Source organism: Serratia silvae, from assembly GCF_023282985.1.
Lineage (GTDB): Bacteria > Pseudomonadota > Gammaproteobacteria > Enterobacterales > Enterobacteriaceae > Chania > Chania silvae.
In genome coordinates this window covers 99,683-117,764 of the sequence record NZ_JAGQDC010000013.1, presented here as the reverse complement: position 1 = coordinate 117,764, position 18,082 = coordinate 99,683, and the positions used below count along the sequence as shown (strand labels likewise).

15 protein-coding genes are annotated in these 18,082 nt (G+C 54.2%); 2 read left to right on the top strand and 13 right to left on the bottom strand.

Going from position 1 to position 18,082, the window contains the following annotated elements; translation table 11 throughout:
- Positions 1–26: 26 nt before the first annotated feature.
- The 13 genes from tssA to tssB are packed head-to-tail and all read right to left on the bottom strand — an operon-like array spanning position 27 to position 14,716.
- Positions 27–1,421, bottom strand: coding sequence for a type VI secretion system protein TssA (gene tssA, locus KAJ71_RS16070; RefSeq protein ID WP_248946653.1), 1,395 nt, complete (start codon positions 1,419–1,421; stop codon positions 27–29).
- Positions 1,422–1,426: 5 nt separating this feature from the next.
- Positions 1,427–2,092, bottom strand: a complete 666-nt coding sequence (gene vasI, locus KAJ71_RS16065; RefSeq protein WP_248946652.1) for a type VI secretion system-associated protein VasI — start codon at positions 2,090–2,092, stop codon at positions 1,427–1,429.
- Between the two features lie 2 nt (positions 2,093–2,094).
- Positions 2,095–2,877, bottom strand: coding sequence for a helix-turn-helix domain-containing protein (locus KAJ71_RS16060; protein WP_248946651.1), 783 nt, complete (start codon positions 2,875–2,877; stop codon positions 2,095–2,097).
- Positions 2,874–5,474, bottom strand: coding sequence for a type VI secretion system ATPase TssH (gene tssH / locus KAJ71_RS16055; protein WP_248946650.1), 2,601 nt, complete (start codon positions 5,472–5,474; stop codon positions 2,874–2,876). Before tssH ends, KAJ71_RS16060 begins: the two co-directional genes overlap by 4 nt.
- A 9-nt stretch (positions 5,475–5,483) precedes the next feature.
- Entirely contained in the window at positions 5,484–6,251 is a 768-nt protein-coding gene (gene icmH / locus KAJ71_RS16050) for a type IVB secretion system protein IcmH/DotU (protein ID WP_375540740.1), read from the bottom strand.
- Positions 6,251–7,597 carry a type VI secretion system baseplate subunit TssK gene (gene tssK, locus KAJ71_RS16045; protein WP_248946649.1) on the bottom strand — a complete coding sequence of 449 codons (1,347 nt, stop codon included), beginning with the start codon at positions 7,595–7,597 and terminating at the stop codon, positions 6,251–6,253. Before tssK ends, icmH begins: the two co-directional genes overlap by 1 nt.
- 2 nt (positions 7,598–7,599) lie before the next feature.
- Positions 7,600–8,106 carry a type VI secretion system lipoprotein TssJ gene (gene tssJ, locus KAJ71_RS16040; protein ID WP_248946648.1) on the bottom strand — a complete coding sequence of 169 codons (507 nt, stop codon included), beginning with the start codon at positions 8,104–8,106 and terminating at the stop codon, positions 7,600–7,602.
- Positions 8,103–9,407 (bottom strand): type VI secretion system-associated FHA domain protein TagH, encoded by a 1,305-nt coding sequence (gene tagH, locus KAJ71_RS16035; protein ID WP_248946647.1) that lies wholly within the window; start codon positions 9,405–9,407, stop codon positions 8,103–8,105. Before tagH ends, tssJ begins: the two co-directional genes overlap by 4 nt.
- Positions 9,408–9,432: 25 nt before the next feature.
- Positions 9,433–10,485: a type VI secretion system baseplate subunit TssG gene (gene tssG / locus KAJ71_RS16030; RefSeq protein ID WP_248946646.1), complete on the bottom strand. Its 1,053-nt coding sequence runs from the start codon at positions 10,483–10,485 to the stop codon at positions 9,433–9,435.
- The gene (tssF, locus tag KAJ71_RS16025; protein ID WP_248946645.1) at positions 10,449–12,263 is read right to left on the bottom strand and encodes a type VI secretion system baseplate subunit TssF; all 1,815 of its coding nucleotides are present in this window, start codon (positions 12,261–12,263) and stop codon (positions 10,449–10,451) included. The genes tssG and tssF overlap by 37 nt, the downstream gene beginning before the upstream one ends.
- The gene (gene tssE / locus KAJ71_RS16020) at positions 12,263–12,703 is read right to left on the bottom strand and encodes a type VI secretion system baseplate subunit TssE (RefSeq protein ID WP_248946644.1); all 441 of its coding nucleotides are present in this window, start codon (positions 12,701–12,703) and stop codon (positions 12,263–12,265) included. Before tssE ends, tssF begins: the two co-directional genes overlap by 1 nt.
- 6 nt (positions 12,704–12,709) lie before the next feature.
- The gene (tssC, locus tag KAJ71_RS16015) at positions 12,710–14,191 is read right to left on the bottom strand and encodes a type VI secretion system contractile sheath large subunit (RefSeq protein ID WP_248946643.1); all 1,482 of its coding nucleotides are present in this window, start codon (positions 14,189–14,191) and stop codon (positions 12,710–12,712) included.
- Between the two features lie 27 nt (positions 14,192–14,218).
- Positions 14,219–14,716, bottom strand: a complete 498-nt coding sequence (tssB, locus tag KAJ71_RS16010) for a type VI secretion system contractile sheath small subunit (protein WP_248946642.1) — start codon at positions 14,714–14,716, stop codon at positions 14,219–14,221.
- Between the two features lie 759 nt (positions 14,717–15,475).
- Between tssB and KAJ71_RS16005 the strand changes: the two genes are divergently transcribed.
- Positions 15,476–15,994 (top strand): Hcp family type VI secretion system effector, encoded by a 519-nt coding sequence (locus KAJ71_RS16005; RefSeq protein WP_021178406.1) that lies wholly within the window; start codon positions 15,476–15,478, stop codon positions 15,992–15,994.
- A gap of 904 nt (positions 15,995–16,898) precedes the next feature.
- On the top strand, positions 16,899–18,068 hold the full coding sequence (gene rfaQ / locus KAJ71_RS16000) for a putative lipopolysaccharide heptosyltransferase III (protein ID WP_248946641.1): 1,170 nt from the start codon (positions 16,899–16,901) through the stop codon (positions 18,066–18,068).
- The last annotated feature ends 14 nt before the right edge of the window (positions 18,069–18,082 follow it).

The window sequence follows — 18,082 nt, the reverse complement described above, 5'->3', positions numbered from 1 at the left end:
AACGCTCCTGTTTCCTTCCCTGGCTATCACGGCTTGAGCTGCCGTTGTTTGTCTGTTAGCAAGGCGATCAACGCCGGTTCCCATTCGCTTAGCTGCACTTGCTGCCCCACCTGCAACAGGTTGTGGTAATGCTGCTGCGCCAGCGCCGTCATCCCCGCTTTTTCCAGCAACTGGGCGCTGAGCAATTGCAGGTAAAAACGGTCCCTGGGTTCGGATTGCTGCGATTGCCGATCGATCATTTGTAACGCGGCTTCCAGTCCTTGCTGTTGATAGCATTGCCAAATTTCATCCTGTTCAATAGTGTTGCCTCCCCCTTTGGCACCCGTATCCTGCTGTAACCAGCTGGCAGATTCAGGGGAGAGGAATGGCGTCATATCGGTAAAGTAGAGGGTGGTTAACGCCGGCATCCGCGCGATAAAGGCGATCAGTTCATCACGGATGGCCTGCGCGACCCCTGCGTATCCCAGCCGAATAGCAATCTGTGCCGAAAGTGCATGGCCATCCAGCCAGTACGGTGCCAGCGCCAGGCTCTGTTCTACCTGTTGCCACAGGGCCAGATCCGCAGTGGCCACACGCCCCAGGTAATCGGCCATACGATCAACAGAAAAGGCAGCCAGCGGCGTGCGCCCATCGGCCTGCGCTATCGGTGGCGCGGTCAAACTGCCCCACAGGGCATGGCGACGCAGGCGGAAACCAATGGCGGCGTCGGGGTGTAGTTCACACAGCAAATCCGCCATTTTCAGCAGCGTTTGCCGCCAGGCTTTATCGCTGGAGTTATCAATGCTCAGGCTGGGGCTGATCGTTCTGCTGGCAGAGGCCGATGCAGATGCCGAACCAGACTGCGGGCGTTCTTCCTCCTCAATCACCGGTTCAACGGTGCGAGTAGGCAACCGCGCATAGCTGGTACGCAGGCTATCCACCTCTGTCGCCAGCGCCGGTTCATCGCTGTGCCAGACCTGGGCCAGATGCGCCAGCAGGCCTTGCACATCCTGGCGCTGGGCATCCGTCGCCCGTTGGCTGAAGCTGCCGCTGGCGCTGTCAAAGCGTTTGAGGATCTGCTGGGCAAAGCGGCGCTTATGCAGCGGATTCAACGGCCAGGCGCTGGTCCAGAAGTGCTGCACGTAAGCGGTCAGCAAGGAGATCGCCAGCATCAGGTCGCTCGGTTCGCCGCCGTGCTGCAAGGTACGCAGCAGGTGCACCACCAGCCGGAAGTCTTTGCTTTTTTGCGACAGTAGAGCCATCGCCTGCTGCTGAAGATCATCAATATTCAGCGAGCTATGGGTCAATGAGCCTACTTTGACCATCTGGCTGTCGATATGCTCCCATTGCGGATCGTCATCAGCCAACGCCTTGGCGGTCTGCTCGGGCGTCAGCGGCGTCAGCAATAATGCATGCCAGGGATGTTGTGACGTGCTATCCATAGTCCTCACCAGTGGCAGGCGTTACGCAGCGGTTTCAGCGCTGGCGTTAACTGCGAAATATTAAATGTCAGACGGGGTAAGCCGCCGTTGGTGCCGTCGATCGTCAGCGTTTGTGCCGACATCAACCGCTTGATCTCATCAATGCCAGCCAGGCCCCGGCTGGATTCCAGCAAATAGCCGTTTTCACGCAGGAACCACTGCACGTTAAACCGATCGCTATCCGCCGTTAGCGTCACCGCACCGTCTTTTTGCGGGCCGACCAGGGCGATCTGTAAGCGGGTAATGTTGTCGATGCAGCTCAGCATCAGCACCGGCCGCGGTGGTGGCATACCAATCGCTGGCGTGGTCAGCACCACCTGCGGATTGTTGCCCTGCCCTTCGCTTATCAGGAATGCCGTTGAGTGATCGCTACGGCCTTTCTCCTGCGCCATGGCTCGCTGCCAGGCTGGCCCGGCCTGTACCTGGCCAGGGTTGTCGCCGCTTGCCGTTGACAACGCGTTGTCATAACAGGCCAAACGCACCAGCGGCGAGCTTTCACTGCGGCAGTTCATCAGCAGCGCCAACTGATGCGCATCCCCTTCGGGCTGCGACAGCGAGAGGCCGCTTAGCCACTCGGTGGCTGAATTGCTGCCGGAAATCAGTAACGAACCGATCAATAACCACGTATTCATAGCTAACACCTGTATTTCGCCAACTTGTAACCCAGGGTGCGCGGCGTGATCCCCAGGCTGTCAGCGATGCGGTTTTTGTCATTGCCGTACAGACGCTGGCGCTGCGTCAGTACCGCGGCTTCAAAAGCCTCCACCGCGGTAGACAGGTCATCTATCTTGCTGTAATCGCGTGATAGCTCTGGCGAGGTGGAGACGTCGGAGGTGCTTAGCGAAACCATCAGCTCATCCAACTGTTTTTCACGCACCTTGAACATCGAACGCAGCTGGACCAGCTGCGTTCGCAGATGATCCATCTCTTGCAGTTTGTTGAGGCGATGCTGAAAAACCTGGCAATAGATGGCGAACATGCCGCGGCTGTCCACAAATCGCTCGATATCTTCAGCAAACACCGCAATCACCCCGCAGGCCCGCTCCTGAAAATCAAATAGCGGTACGCCATACATGCTGCAACCGTTGGGCAACGCCTCAATAAAGCCGCGAAAGCCGTCATCTTCGATGCGCACCCCGCGATTGAGCGCGTACCAGACGTCGGGCGCGCCGTTGCGCAGCACCCGCACCAAAGGGTGATTGGTGTCTTCAATATCGGCTTCCAGCTTCACCATGGCGCGCCGGTTGGCATCAGACAGACGGAGACACTCCAGCTGCCCCTCGCTGGCGTTGAACATCGCCACCATCAAGCCATCGAACCCGTGACGGTGGTGATCCAGCATCAGAAAGCCATGAACCAATTGTTCGACCGAATCGTTTTCCAGCAGTGCCAGTAAGCATTTCAGCCGTTGCCTCATAGCGCCTCCTCGACCTCTGCGGTAAACGCATTTCCCTCCGTGGCGATACGGATATGGCTAATCGCCGTACCTGCTGCCATTTTTTGCAATAACAGTAGGGAAACCGGTGGCAGCAACGCCCCGTCGATAATCGACTCCAGCATGCGCGCCCCGTTCTCGGCGCGGGTGGCGCGCAGCAAGATCTCTTCAATCACCTCAGGCTCGATCACCACTTCGGCGTTGAAGCGCTGGCGCAGCAGGTTATCCAGGCGTTTGAGCTTGCCGTGGATGATAGTTTGCAGCGTGTCCTTGCCCAGTGGCAGATAAGGCACCACTTCCATACGCGCCAACAGGGCCGGTTTGAAGAAAGCCGCCAGCTCGGGGTACAGCAATTCGCCCAGCAGTTCCGGCTGTTCGGCGTGATCGACAATGGTCTGATAGCCCAGGTTGGAGGTCAGGAAGAACACGACGTTCTTGCAGTCAATGATGCGGCCTTCACCGTCGGCCAGTTCACCCTTGTCAAATGCCTGGTAGAACAGGTTGAGCACGTCGGGATGGGCTTTTTCGACTTCGTCGAGCAGCACTACCGAATAAGGTTTCTGGCGGATGGCCTCTGTCAGCACGCCGCCTTCGCCATAGCCCACATAGCCCGGCGGTGAACCGATCAGGCGCGAAACGGTGTGTTTCTCCTGGAACTCGGACATGTTGATGGTGGTGAGATAGTGGCGGCCGCCGTACAGCAGCTCAGAGATCTGCAATACGGTCTCGGTTTTACCGACGCCACTTGGCCCCACCAGCAGGAAGGCCCCCATTGGGCGGCCCGGACGACGCAGATCGGCTCTGGCGGTCAGCAGATGCTGATGCAGGCAGTGGATCGCGGTTTCCTGGCCTTTGATCTGTTCGCCAAGATACGTGGGCAGCTCGGTGACCACCGACAGTTCGCTCTGCGACAGGCGGTTTAACGGCACGCCGGTCCACTCGGCGATCACCGCCGCGATCTGATGTTTATCCACGTGTGGAGAAACCAGGGTTTGATGCTGCTGCAACTGTTCCAGCTCGGCACCCAGCGCAGCCAGGTTGATGACCTGCTCTTCCGTGGCATTCTCTTCCTGCGTCAGTAGTTCCGCCCGCAGGGCAATGATCTGCTGCACCAACTGCTGCTGGGTTTGCCAACTGGCGTTCAGATCCTCCAGTTGCTGTTCGATCTCAGTGCGCTGTTGCTGCAACACGGATAAACGCTCATCCGGCTGGCTCAGGTTGAGGCGCTGTTCACGCTCCAACATCTGGATTTCCATCGCCTGTTGATGCAACTGCGTTTTCAGTGCCGATACCTGGCGCGGTGCCGAAGTCAGGTTGATCGCCACTCGCGCGGCGGCGGTGTCGAGCACGTCGATGGCCTTGTCCGGCAGTTGACGGCCCGAGAGATAGCGATCGCTGAGCACCGCCGACGCCTGTAACGCCTCGTCGTCGATCAGCACGCCATGCGCCTTTTCATAGATAGTGCGCAGACCACGCATGATCACCGTAGCCTCTTCGGCACTCGGCTCAGAGACCTTCACCAGTTGGAAACGGCGCGACAGCGCGGCGTCTTTCTCGAAATACTTTTTGTATTCGCTCCAGGTGGTGGCGGCGATGGTTTTCAGCTCACCGCGCGCTAACGCAGGTTTCAGCAGGTTCGAGATATCCAGGCCACCCTGCTGATTGCCCGCGCCGATCAACGTATGGGCTTCATCAATAAACAGGATGATCGGCGTGGCCGACTGGGCAACTTCCGCCATGATCCCCTTGAAGCGCTTTTCGAACTCACCTTTTACCGCAGCACCAGCCTGCAACGCGCCGAGATCCAACGTCATCAGTTCGCTGTTGCGCAGCTTTTCCGGCACCTGGCCGTCTACGATGCGCAGCGCCAGGCCTTCGATCAGCGCGCTTTTCCCCACGCCTGCCTCACCCACTACGATCGGGTTGTTCTTGCGGCGGCGGCACAGGATATCGATCATCAGGTCGATTTCCTCATCGCGGCACAGCACCGGATCCAGCGTGCCTTTACGGGCCTGTTCGGTCATGTTGCTGGCATAGCGAGCCAACAGGCTTTCACCATTGGCGGCGGCAGTGGTTTTATCACCCGCTTTCGCGACCCGAGGGGCTTCTGCGGAGTCTGCGGTCCAGTCAGCAAAGTTCTGGCGCAATAGCTCGCGATTCACCGGGGATAACAACCGGCTGGCCGCCGGCGTGAGATAACGCATCGGGCTCAGCAGTAGGGTCAACAACATCACCCCACCGCGCAACTGGCTGTGATCCATTTCGGCCGAGGCTAATAACCAACTGTCCTGCAACCACTCCACCAGTAAAGGGGAGAAGCTGGGATAAGCCTGAGTGATCGTCTGATAGCCGGAAATACGTTGATCGAGCAACTCACGCAATGCGTCAGTGTCTACGCCAGCATGATTAAGGATTACCCTGACATCACTTAAGGGGCTGGCGATCATCTGCATTAATACCTGCGAGACCGTTACCTCCGATTCCTGCAGGCTGACGCAGTGCGCTGCAGCGGCCTCCAGGGCATGGCGGGCGATGGGATTAAGGCGGTTTACCAGCGTGGGCAAGTCAATTTGAATCATCTGTGCTTCCTAGCTCAATAAATTGTTTAGCTGCTGCAAAATATCCTGAGTCTGGTTATGCAGGTGGATGGCATAAAACAGGTAAATCACCGCCAACAGGCCTAAACCACCCCATAACAGATGCTTGATGGTCAACCGTTTACTCAGGTAATAACGCCCACCGAGGCGGCTTTGTTTCTGGTGCAAGACGGTCGCTGGTGCTTCACCGCGCAACTGGTGCAGTTGGTGATGCAGCCGGCGGAACAGCCGTTCAAAATCATCGCTGTTTTGCAATGTCACCTTGTAGCGGCCACGATAACCCAGGCAGAAACACAGGTAGATGAACTCCAACAGATCTTGATAGCGTTTGGGTTCTCCCATCAGGCGTTCCAGCAGGACGTACACCTTCTCACCGCCCCAGGTTTCGTTATGGAAATGCACCAGCAAGGACTGCTGTAACCAGCCGTTTTGCGTATTCCAGCCGTGCCCTAACGCCGTCTCATCGATAAAGGTACAAAGCACGTAGCGGAACGAAACGATCGCCCCAGGCTCGTAGCCTTTGGTTTGCAGGAACTGCTCAATGGCGCGGATATCCGTCACCACCTGCTGATAAAGCTGGTCTGGCAGCGGCTGGTTTTCCATGTCCTTCAAGCGCAGCACCATGCCGAGTAACGGCGTGGCGGCATCCACCATCGCATTCAGGCTCTCACCGCGCAGCGGGAGCTGATACTGCCGATATGCGGTGACGGTTTCCGTTTCGGGAAGCGCTGGGTTATCCGTGACGGCATGCATTTTCATTAGCTGCTCCTAATCGCCCAGAACTGCATATCCAGCTCAGGGAAGTCACCCGAAACGTGGAAGGCAATCGCGTTGCTTTGCAGAACCTCTTTCCAGGTCGGGCTTTGTCGATCCAACATGAAGTAGGTATAGCCGGAATGGTAAGGCAGCTGACGCGGTGCGGCAGAGAGCGCCACCAGCGGTACACCAGGCAGTTGCAGGCTAACCAGCTCACGGATTTTCTCCAGCGAGGTGATCTTGGTCTGCTGCACGAATTTCCGCCGTAGCTCTTCCTGCGGGATCTGCGCCCGAACAGCCAACACAAAGTCGGCGCTGCGCAACAGATCGCTGTCGTTGATCGTTCCCACACGAATGCCATTAGGCTGTGGTTGCAGCTGTACCGAGATAGCACGCGGTGTTAGCACCGTGCTGAGCGTTTGGCGCATCGCCAGGAAGAGCGGCTGGAAGCAGTCGGTCAGATTGTCGTGGTTATAAACGATGAAAGAGCCTGCCAGACGTGACTCGTCGGTAAAAGTGCGCAACTCGCCGCAGGTTTGCACCAGATGGCTATAAAAATCCTGCGGGTGCAGCACCGCCTGATGGGACAGATGGGTGAACAAGGGCTGCATGCGGTTAAACACTTGCAGCATCATAAATTCAGCTACGTCGGCGATCCCCTGCTGGCCCGGCGAACCAATGCGTTTGGCTAACAGCCGGGCGCGCTCCACCAAGGTGCCCTCCACTTCATCCATGAAGTCTTTCAACTGTACGGAAGCGTGCAGAGTGGTGCAGGTAGGAATAAATTCTTCATCCAGGATCAGCGAGCCATCCGGGTGTTTCTCTTTGATGCGGCATACCGGCAGCACGGAATAGGCGCTGAGATCTTCGGAGCCCTGCATCAAACGCGGTGCCAACTGGGCTAACAGCAGTTGGCTGACATCGCCACCGTCGGTGTGTAAATCGCGCACGTCATCGGTATGTTCGGCGTAGCGGATCGCGCCAGGCATCTGGCTGTGCGGGCTGGCAACCTCATTGATAGCGTCGTTGAGCATCGGTAACGCCAGATAGATATCGCGGCTGGCGGCATCGTTGCAGTTCAGTACGTCCAGCGGCTTAGGCGAACGATCCTGATAAGGGATATCAAACACCGTGCCATCTGCCATGCTGCCGCTGGCGTTGGTCAAACCGATACGCCCCAGCTTCAGCAGTTCCTGATTGATCAGCAGCGAGTGGAAGCCATAGGTGTAATTGGTCAGCGCGGTGATACGACGCTGCAGCTGGTAATCGTTATGTCTTTGTTGCTGTTGAAAGTGTTGGGGCTTAATGAACAAGCCTTCGCGCCAGATCACTCGATTCTTGGTCGGCATGGTTATTCTTCCTCTTTCCTTAAGTCAATTTCATCCGCTTTAACGTGGATCAGCACGCCATAGTTATGACCAACATCTTTGATCTTGATGATTTTTTTCCATTCAGCGCGATCAACGTCGGCATAGTAGGCAATCACTCCCAGATAGTGGGTCTTCTCTTCCAGCTCAATGGACGGTAACGGTTTATATTGGCTCGGCAGCAGGGTGTATTCCTGGTGGTCGATGTAGTTCTTGCTGAGCGTTTTCTTCAACAGTTCCGTGTCTAGCTGGTCGTAGTCAGCCGCCAGCAGTTTGGAATCATCGCTCAGGTACACCACCGCAATCTCGGTCGGTGCGGCCTCGCCTTTCTCATTGGGGTTGATATTCGCGTCTGCCAGCAGCGTTAGCCGCAGCGTAGAAGGCTGCTCGGTAACACGCTCTGGTTTCTTGTTTTTCCATATCGTGCATCCTGACAACATCAGCACCAGGCATAGCGCAGTCGTCAGAAAGTAACCTCTGCCACCTTTCATCGTTCGCTGTCCTTCATCCCTTGACGCAGCGCCTGGTCGTAAGCCTGTTCATACACTTCGCCAAACAGCTTTTCGAAACCCTGCTGGCGGCTGGAGGCTAATTCCTGGTAGTAGTTTTTGTACATTTCCCAGGCCCAGGCAGAGTCTTGATCCTGACGTTCGTTGCTGCGCATATAATGGCTAAAACGCGTCAGCAGGCGTTCCGGGGAGAAAGCTTCCAACATGGTGTTCAACGCCTGGGCGATCGCCTGTTGATTAGCCTGATGGTGCAAGCGCAGGTTATGCAGGCTCTCGGCCACCGCCGCCGGGGCGGAAAGGTGTACCGGGCTTTTTTGATCGGCAAACAGCAGGCTGAGCGTGGTGTCATAATCCATATTCAGGCGCAGCGGGTTATCTTCGATTGGCCGCAGATGCTTGTCCCGCAAGCCGTGTTGGCTGCGCTGCAAGGCCAATAACCCTTCAATGGCGGCCCTGAGCGTTTTACCGGCTTCCTCAAGGAAGTCATTGGCTTCCTGGCTGTTGCGGATCGGCAACTGCGCACCAAAACCTCTCATCAGCGGCGTGATCGCCACGTGCTGCTGTTCCATATTGTTGTCTGACGGTGCCTGCTGGCCGGAAAGAAAACTGCTGATTTGCGGCAGATCGATAAACTCCTGATCCATGGCGCTGTCCTTGGTGATATCAGAAAGTGGGGAAGAGAACAGCGGATCGCGGTAGCGATCCTGTTGTAACGATTGATCGGCACCGGTAAGGGTGCTCAGAGGTTCGTGCATCGTCAGGCTTTCGGTTTCCAATACCCGCAGCGGATCGTGGCTGAAACCGTTGGCGACCGTGGTGGCCAGGCGGTTGTCCTGTTCATAGTGGGAAGCCTGTGCATTCCCCCCTTCCATCATCGCTTCCAGCGGGTTGCTGTAGCTGGAGACCAGGGATTCCGGTGAAACCATCAGCGGATCGATCATATCGGCGTTCGAGCGGCTGATATGGCTCTTGATGGCCAGATTGCCCACGCTGATCTCATCACCTTGCTGGATGCGCACCAAACCGGAGTTTGCCGTCAGCATCGACTGGTTAATACTCACCGCACCGTTGAGCACCCGCAGGCAAAAGGAACCGTCGCGCCATTCAATGGCAAACTGTGAAGGACTGATATTACCGCCCTGATCCTGAATAGACCAATGATGGCTGCCGTCACTGCCAACTACCCCACCCTGTGTATTAAATAGGCTACTGGCCGGTTTGCCACTTTCCAATCTGTCGCTATTGACGACTCGCAATGATAGCGTCGGTTGCTGTTTATCCATGATCTCTCTTCCTGAATCTTGATTATCATTCCATAACGCTGATGGTTACGTGGGGCTGTTGCTCGGGATCTCCGAGGAAGCTGGTCCAGCCCAGCAGGTTGTTTTGTTCGGTCCCCAGGATCATGCCGCCCACCTGCTGCTCTGCCAGCCCCAGGCGTAAATCCCACGAAAACTGGTCGCGCATAATGAAGGCCACAAACATCTCTAACGGTTGGTAATTCTCCCCGTTAGGTAAAAATGACAAGAACTGTTCACGCGTCAGTTGGTTGAGGCACAACTGATACTTGCCGCTGCGATCCGCCACCTGCGAACCCAAAGAGAAATTGACGCCAAGCACCGATTTCCCCTGGTATTTCTGGCCGCTGACCTTCACCCTGCCGCCCAGGCGATTCTGCTGTTCCGGGGCGATCTTGACCTTGCGCAACTGCCAACTTTGCAGCGTCACATCCGCCAGATTGAAACAGTGCGCCACCAGGCTGCAAATCACTTCCGGGGCGCGCCCAGGGCTGGCCAGCAAGCCGGCATAAGCCAACATTTTGCCGTGGTGGATGCGCAATTTATTGCGGGTCGCCTCGTTACTTAATCCCACTAACGCAAACATGCGCTGCGAGACATCATCATTACCGCCCTCGTCAAAGCAGATGTAGTAGCGGTATTTGCGCCAAATCTGATGCAGCAACGTTAACAATCGGTGATTGAACACGTTGAGAAAATCCGTCAGGCGGTTTTCATTCTGGGCATCTTCCCAGGCCAACGAGTCCAGGTAATAACCGGGCAACGGCGACTGGCTGCCATGCAGACCAAGAAAAGAGACCTCCAGCTCATACTGGCCGCGAGCAGAAGTCTCCAACGCGATCACGTCACGGGTTGGAAAAGCCAGGCTGGCGGTCGATTTAAAGCGGATCGCCTCATCGGCGGGCCTGGCTGAACCGGGAGATTTTTGCCACGCTACCGCCATTTGGTTGAGTAACTCGACCAATTGGTAAAAGTTATAGCGTGAAACATCCAGCACTGGCTCAGGCGGTGCGCCTTCACCCGCGCTTACATCAATGCATGTTGACCCGTCTGTACCGGCCATTGGTAACATTCCTGATTATCAAGATTGATGACTTTCAAAAGGTGGAACGAGTTGACGCTGGCATACAGGGAGAAGAAGCGTGCCAACACCGTACCAAACAGGTAAAGCTCACCTTCAGAACCAAAAGCACTTTGCTCCAGCCAGAGGATGGTTTGCAGACCTCTAACCGGCAAACCACGGAACAGCCTGTCGATCGGCTGGGTCTCGATACGTGAAATAGCGTCCAGCTTTTTTTGCGATGACCGGGCGGATTGCCGGTTGTGCACGCTGGGGAAATCATAGGTCTGCAGGATCTGCTTTAACGAGTCCTTGTCCAATAATGACATGTAGTTCAATGACATATTAGACAGTAACGACCATTGCAGGCTGCCATCCAACACCGGATACAGCGGTACCGAGGGCCGGGTAATATTACGGAAGGTGGCGTATGAAGGGCCGTTCTCCGTCCGTTGGCAGATATCACCCACACGCAGCGCCAGCGGTAATTCGCGGTTGGTACAGGTCAGGCTGACCGACACGTTTTCTTGAGACAGCGCCACCTTCGACTCATCGCTGCGCACAAAGGAGATGTAATGCTCAAAACCCTTACGGAACAAGGAGTTCTTCACTCGCAGGCGGTAATAGAGCATATTGCGTTCCTGCGCAGGCTCCACCTGATGATGGAAACTCTCAAACGCCGGGTAGCTTCTGGCCTGCCCTCGCCCGCTGCCCTTGGGATCCTTGCTTAACCAACTTTCCACGCGGTCGACCGAGAAAATCTCGTAACGCTCAGGATCATGGAAACTAACGCACAGCGGATATTCGGTTTGTGTGCCATCCAGCGCTATCGCCTCGCTGTCACGTTTGAACAGGTTCACCGCAGGGGTGCAGTTCAGGCGCAAAGTGGTTGGCCGTATCTTGACCTCAGGCGGCAATGGCTGGGAGAAATGCAGATTGAGGGTGAATTCGCTGGCTTTCAGATGCGCGGGGAAATCCACCACACCAGCCACGTCAAAGAACAGGAAGCCTTCTGGGAAGCAGAAATACTCCTGCAGGATACGATAGCCGACATAGGCATTTTTCGGATAGGGCAACAGCGCATCTTCACGCTCAAAGCCCACCGGGTTGAAGTCAAAGTCCGGCATCGGAATGGTGATACCGTTGACCACCAGGTCGGCCCGTTCGAAATAGTGACTGATCCAGAAATAGAGCTGGCTGCTGGTGTAACCGTCCTCACCCAGATAGAAACGCAGTTTATCGAGCCGCATTTCCTGCACATTCAACTCCGCCTTGGCACCGAAGTGAATGCTCAAAATCCCCTGTTCGTTGCTGTTGTTGACGGCGATATCCTGGATGCCCATCGGGAACAGCCAGACATCCCGGCACAGCGTGAAGCTACATTGGGGACCGTGTAATTCTTGATCTTTATGCAACGAGCCACGTTCCGCCCTTTGCACAATCGGCAGGCTCTCGATCTGGCTACCGCGCTCGATCAACGTCGCTTCAGTAAGCGCGCTGCTGTTCGGCGTGTATTCGATAATCGTCATGCTGGGCACTGGCCGCAAATAGTTCGGCCACAGCATATTGAGCAAGCCGTGTGTCAACTCTGGAAACTGGTCGTCGATCTTTTCACGCAGGTTGCCGGTCAGAAAGGCAAAGCCTTCCAACAGGCGCTCAACGTCTGGATCGGAACCCTGTTCAGATAGAAATGCGGCAAGATGCGGCCGTTCGATTGCGGCATCCCGCCCTAGTTGCCGGAGGTAATCCAGCTCATCCCTGAAGTACTTTTCGAACGACATTATGCTTCCTGGTTTAGGCAGTAACGGCGGTTACTGTCCAATTGAATATTGAACTCAACCACATCGCCGATATTGTCGAAATCAACGTGAGCACTGATATGGAAACTCAATAACAGTGGGTCCCCCTGATCCACCAGGGATTGAACGGCGACCTGAGAAATTCTTGGCTCGTAACGCTCAATACACTCCTTGATGGCCTGCTCAATATTCTTTCGGAAATCAGACGTGGTTGCCGTGGCATCATTGAGATCAATAACCCCCAGGTCTGCGGCACTTTGGCAGGCTCCGGGGCGCGAATTGAGGACTTCGTTCAAATGCTGCTTGATTGAGATTAATAGCTCTTGAACACGGCTATGAGAGGAAGGGCCAAAGCCCTTCCCCTGGATACGCTCAAACAAGCTGGCAGAACTTCCCCGCTCCCAATTAAGAAGCGCAGCCATAGCCCGTTATTCCTTATCCAAACGACCAACCAGCGAGAGCTCGAAACTGGCTCCCATGTATTTGAAGTGTGGACGCACCTGCATCGCCACCTGATACCAGCCCGGATCGCCTTCGACATCCAGCACCTGGATCTGAGCAGAGCGCAGAGGGCGGCGGCTGCGAACATCGGTCGGTGGATTTTCCTGATCGGCAATGTATTGCTTGAGCCAAATGTTCAGCTCACGCTCCAGATCCTGGCGCTCTTTCCACGAACCAATCTGCTCACGTTGCAGCACTTTGATGTAGTGAGCCAGACGGTTGATGATGAACATGTACGGCAGTTGGGTACCCAACTTGTAGTTGGTTTCCGCCATCCGCCCTTCATGGGTATTCGGGAACACCTTCGGCTTTTGTACCGAGTTGGCCGAGAAGAAGGCGGCGTTGTCGGTTCCTTTGCGCATGGTCAGGGTAATAAAGCCCTCTTCAGCCAGCTCAAATTCACGACGATCGGTGATCAGCACTTCAGTCGGGATCTTCGCCTGTACCTGGCCCATCGCCTCATAGAGGTGAACCGGCAGGTTGTGCACCGCACCACCGCTTTGTGGCCCGATAATGTTCGGGCACCAGCGATACTTGGCGAAGCTGTCTGTCAGGCAGGCTGCCAGCAGGAATGCGGTATTGCCCCACAGGAAGTGTTCGTGATCCTTGCTGACGTCTTCGTAGTAGTTGAAATTCTTGATCGGATTCTCAACGGTGGAATACGGCAAACGCAGAAGGAAACGTGGGGTGGTCAGACCCAGATAGCGGGAGTCTTCCGACTCGCGCAGCGCACGCCATTTGGTGTGTGCTGGCCCTTCGAACACCGACTTCATGTCTTTGATGGCCGGCAACTCGGTAAAGCTGCTGATACCAAAGAAGTCAGGCGCAACGCTGGAAAGGAACGGCGCATGGGCCATTGCCCCAACGGCGCTGACGTATTGCAGCAGCTTCATATCCGGCGTGCTATTGCTGAACGCATAGTTACCAATGACCGCTGCGGTAGGTTCGCCGCCAAACTGGCCGTAACCGGATGAATACACGTGCTTGTAGAAACCAGACTGGATAATCTCCGGCGAGAACTCAAAATCTTCCAGCAGCTCTTCTTTCGTCGCGTGCATGATGTTGATTTTGATGTTTTCACGGAAATCGGTGCGATCCACCAGCAACTTCAGTGAACGCCAAGAGGATTCGATTTCGCGGAACTCTTTGGCATGCAGAATTTCGTCCATCTGGGCACTGAGCTTTTTATCCAGCTCAATGATCATTCTGTCAACCAACAGCTTGTTGATCGGCTCTTCGTTGGTACCGGTGTCCAGAATGCTGCTTATAAATGCGGCAACGCCCTGTTTGGCGACATCATAGCCATCATTCCCCGGCATCATGCGGGTCTGAGACATGATTTCGTCTAGCAGGAAAGTCGCACTGGTAGGCTCGGCAGCTAAAACCGCATTTTCTTCATGTAAAGACATACGTAAGATTCCCTCTTTCCGTCTCAATTATTTCTGATTAAGAATGTCCAGTTCCTTTAGCAACTGCTCACGCATTTCTTCATTGCCAAGGAGATCTTGCAGACGAGAACGGAAGGCAGGAATGTTGCCCAGAGGCCCTTTCAGGGCGACCAGCGCTTCCCGCAGTTCCAGAATTTTTTTCAGTTCGGGGACGTTTTTCGCCACGTTGTCAGGTGAGAAATCGTCGAGGGAATTGATGGCCAATGTCACCGGCATCTCTTCTTTCCCCTCACCTTCCAGGTGATTGGGTACACTGAACGAAAGGTTGATATTGGCTTCGTTCATCACCGAGTTGAAGTTGTTCTTGCTGACGGAAACAACCTGACGTTCTTCAATCGGGGTATCTTCACGAACTCCTTTGAGATCGCCAACGACCATCAGGTTCAGAGGCAATTCAATTTCTGCGGTTTGATCGCCCGTGTTAGGAACGTACTTGATGTTGATCCTTTCCTTGGGGGCAACACTGCTTTGATTATTCTTACTCATCACTCGTCCTTTTAGTCACAATAAGGAATACCAGCTAATGTTTGTTGAATGAACACCGGAAAATGACATTCAGATATCATCCATGCTAATAGCGCTAGCGCCATCTACTCAGATAGTAAATCTATCACCGCAAGCCTAAACACCTTCATTTATGTCGCACCGAAGTTTGGGAATAATCCCAAACAGCACACAAAAGCGGGAATTTTCCTATTACGCACTGAAGCCTGAGAATCATCCTAAATAATACAAAAAACCCGACAAAATAGCTTATGGCCCACGGTAAAGCCGGACAGATCCTGCATTAGCATAGCTTCACTGAATGTATCGTCCCCGATCTGACGTGCAAAAGTCCATAAATTTTTCTTTACTAAGCTTCCTAGGGATTTATCACCTGGTGAGAGCAGCATTCTGCTTATGATCATAAAAAATAATTTTAAAAAAAATAATCAATAGAATAAAAACAACAACTTAAAAAATAAACCAATCATTGCGGTTATGATTAACCACAAATACATAACCCATATCAATACTTAAGCCAGCATAAAACTCCAATATTACAAATATTATAATCATTTATACCATTAACGCAGGGAATAAATTTTGTAAATTTGTGGATGGCTTGGCACTAAGGAAAGACCTGATTATAGTGATGGCCGAAGTGAGAAGTGGGGCAAGTGACATTAGGCCGTTTATTATCGGCCGCCTATATGTGTGACTAGCATTGAGTTAATTCCAAGCAAACTGACAAGGATCTTTAAGATGCCAACTCCAGCTTATATCTCTATCACAGGGAAAACCCAAGGTAATATTACCGCCAGCGCATTTACTGCTGAATCTGTCGGTAACATCTTTGTTCAAGGCCACGAAGACCAGATGCTGGTTCAGGAATTTGAACATATCGTTACCGTACCAACCGATCCGCAGTCTGGCCAGCCGTCAGGGCAGCGTGCGCATAAGCCATTCCGTTTCACCGTGGCTTATAACAAAGCCGTTCCATTGCTGTATAACGCATTGGCTTCAGGCGAAATGCTGCCAACGGTTGAATTGAAATGGTACCGCACCTCGATCGAAGGTAAACAAGAGCACTTCTTTACCACCAAACTGGAAGATGCCACCATCATCGATATCGACTGCAAAATGCCACACTGCCAGGATCCTACCAAGGCTGAGTTCACTCAGTTGGTTCGCGTTTCACTGGCATACCGTAAAATTACTTGGGAACACACCACCGCCGGGACTTCTGGTTCTGACGACTGGCGTGCCCCAATCGAAGCCTAAGCTCAGCCTTAGCTTCACTCAGCAGCCAATCGAAAGATTGGCTGTTTTTATTCAGCCTCGTCATCGCCATCCCTTCCCAATTCCAGTATCAGATTCGTACGCCCAGCCTTAACCGCAGTCAAGATTGTCGATATACACGCCGCTGCAATATGCCCCTATTGACCCATCGGCGTGGAGGACGTGCAGAAAATTTTCCAGGCAATCACCCGGCTGGCTGCCAAGGGCAAAGACATCATTTATGTCTCGCACCGCCTGTCCGAGATCCTGAGGATACGGGTCGGTGGGCACCGGGTGCAGCGAGCTCCTCGATCTGATCTTTGGCATTCAACATGCCGACAACAGTGGCACCATCTAGATCGGTGAGCGTCAGCTCGCTAAGCATTCACCACAAGAATCAATCAGCAGAAAGTGGTTACGCAGAAAAATCAACGAACTCTATCGGTTCCCACTCCCTTTGAGAGAGAGTCAGGATCGCCAACGCGAGGCCGCTGCGGGCTAACCTGTAAAAACCGAACCTCAGGGACGAGGTTCGGTTTTCCACGCCTCTCTCACCACCCGCTATTTATCCCTCCACTTCCAGCTGCGACAACCATACTAAAATTCCCAACAGGCAATTTATCCCGTGGCGAACAAGCCCACAGAAACCCCTTTCACTTGCAACGGATTGATCGTTTTCAACGATCAGTTTGATCTTATTGATCTGTACAACCAATTATCTTTGTCCCTCCGCTACCTATAAGATCGTCTTGGGTATCGTGGGACTTTCTGCATCTTGAAACCCATGCTTTAACACGTCGACCACAAGCATAGAAACAACGGGTTTTCAATGAGTAGGAAAGGTGAAGATGGCAGATGGAAAGGTCTACTCGATAGGTTATCGAACTATGGGATACATCAGCAAAATATGACGTTCGTGACGAGTACTGGCAAGGCCGGGTTACCTGATCGCCACTTGCCCAACCGGTTACTGCACCGCGAACGGATGCAGCGCATCCTGGTTATCAAGCTGCGCCACTTTGGTGACGTCCTGCTGACCACCCCGCTGATCGGTACGCTACGCGCCAATTATCCCAACGCCCTGATTGACGTGCTGGTGTATGACGGCACTGAGGCGATGTTGGCGGGTAATAGGGATGTCTATCTGGCCTTTACCGTCGATCGCAATCTAAAACGGCAGGGCTACAAGGCGCAGTATCGCGGTGAACAGGCCCTATGGAACAGCCTGCGCACCGGCCACTACGATCTGGTAATCAATCTGTCCGATCAGTGGCGAGCGGCACTGTATTGCCGCTTTCTCAAACCGACGTTCAGCCTGGGGTTTGCTTACCCTAAGCGTAATAATCGGCTGTGGCGGGCTTGCCATTCGTTGCTGGTGCCGGTGGATGGGCATGACCAACGGCACACCGTGCTCAATAATCTCGCTATTCTCGCCCCGTTGGCCTTACCTACCTTGGTGACCAAGGTGACCCAGGCTTACCGGCAGTGCGATATCGATGAAATTGACCGCCTCAGCCAACTTCATCACCTGACAGATTTCGTGCTGATCCAGCCTACCGCACGCTGGGCATTCAAAACCTGGTCAGTGGCAGGATTCACACGAGTTATCGACCATCTCACCGCCAGCGGAGAAACCGTGGTGCTTACCGGGGGACGCTCTGCCAATGAGATCGCCATGATAGCCACCATTTTAGCCCACTGCGCCATGCCACAACGAGTGGTCAATCTGGCTGGTCGCCTGGATCTGCCGGAGCTTGCCGTATTGATCGATCGGGCGAAACTGTTTATCGGTGTGGATTCGGTAGCGATGCATATGGCCGCCGCTTTGCAAACACCTTCCGTCGTGCTGTTCGGCCCCAGCAATCTGCAACAGTGGTCGCCCTGGCAGGCTCCGCACGTTCTGTTATGGGCAGGTAACTACCGTTCGCTACCGCAACCCGACGCCGTGGATACCGCCACTCCAGAACGTTATCTGGACGCCATTCCCACCAGTGAGGTTATCCGGGCCGTAAATCGCCAACTTATCGGCCTGCAAAGCTCAGCTTACCGGACGGTGGCTGACACCGTATTTAATTAATCCTGATATGAGCT

Bases quoted from the DNA above. Each gene is read 5' to 3' on its own strand.
- tssJ (WP_248946648.1), bottom strand. From the start codon at position 8,106: ATGAAAGGTGGCAGAGGTTACTTTCTGACGACTGCGCTATGCCTGGTG.
- tssK (WP_248946649.1), bottom strand. From the start codon at position 7,597: ATGCCGACCAAGAATCGAGTGATCTGGCGCGAAGGCTTGTTCATTAAG.
- tssF (WP_248946645.1), bottom strand. From the start codon at position 12,263: ATGTCGTTCGAAAAGTACTTCAGGGATGAGCTGGATTACCTCCGGCAA.
- tagH (WP_248946647.1), bottom strand. From the start codon at position 9,407: ATGGATAAACAGCAACCGACGCTATCATTGCGAGTCGTCAATAGCGAC.
- tssE (WP_248946644.1), bottom strand. From the start codon at position 12,703: ATGGCTGCGCTTCTTAATTGGGAGCGGGGAAGTTCTGCCAGCTTGTTT.
- tssH (WP_248946650.1), bottom strand. From the start codon at position 5,474: ATGATTCAAATTGACTTGCCCACGCTGGTAAACCGCCTTAATCCCATC.
- tssG (WP_248946646.1), bottom strand. From the start codon at position 10,485: ATGGCCGGTACAGACGGGTCAACATGCATTGATGTAAGCGCGGGTGAA.
- rfaQ (WP_248946641.1), top strand. From the start codon at position 16,899: ATGACGTTCGTGACGAGTACTGGCAAGGCCGGGTTACCTGATCGCCAC.
- KAJ71_RS16060 (WP_248946651.1), bottom strand. From the start codon at position 2,877: ATGAGGCAACGGCTGAAATGCTTACTGGCACTGCTGGAAAACGATTCG.
- KAJ71_RS16005 (WP_021178406.1), top strand. From the start codon at position 15,476: ATGCCAACTCCAGCTTATATCTCTATCACAGGGAAAACCCAAGGTAAT.
- tssC (WP_248946643.1), bottom strand. From the start codon at position 14,191: ATGTCTTTACATGAAGAAAATGCGGTTTTAGCTGCCGAGCCTACCAGT.
- tssA (WP_248946653.1), bottom strand. From the start codon at position 1,421: ATGGATAGCACGTCACAACATCCCTGGCATGCATTATTGCTGACGCCG.
- icmH (WP_375540740.1), bottom strand. From the start codon at position 6,251: ATGAAAATGCATGCCGTCACGGATAACCCAGCGCTTCCCGAAACGGAA.
- tssB (WP_248946642.1), bottom strand. From the start codon at position 14,716: ATGAGTAAGAATAATCAAAGCAGTGTTGCCCCCAAGGAAAGGATCAAC.
- vasI (WP_248946652.1), bottom strand. From the start codon at position 2,092: ATGAATACGTGGTTATTGATCGGTTCGTTACTGATTTCCGGCAGCAAT.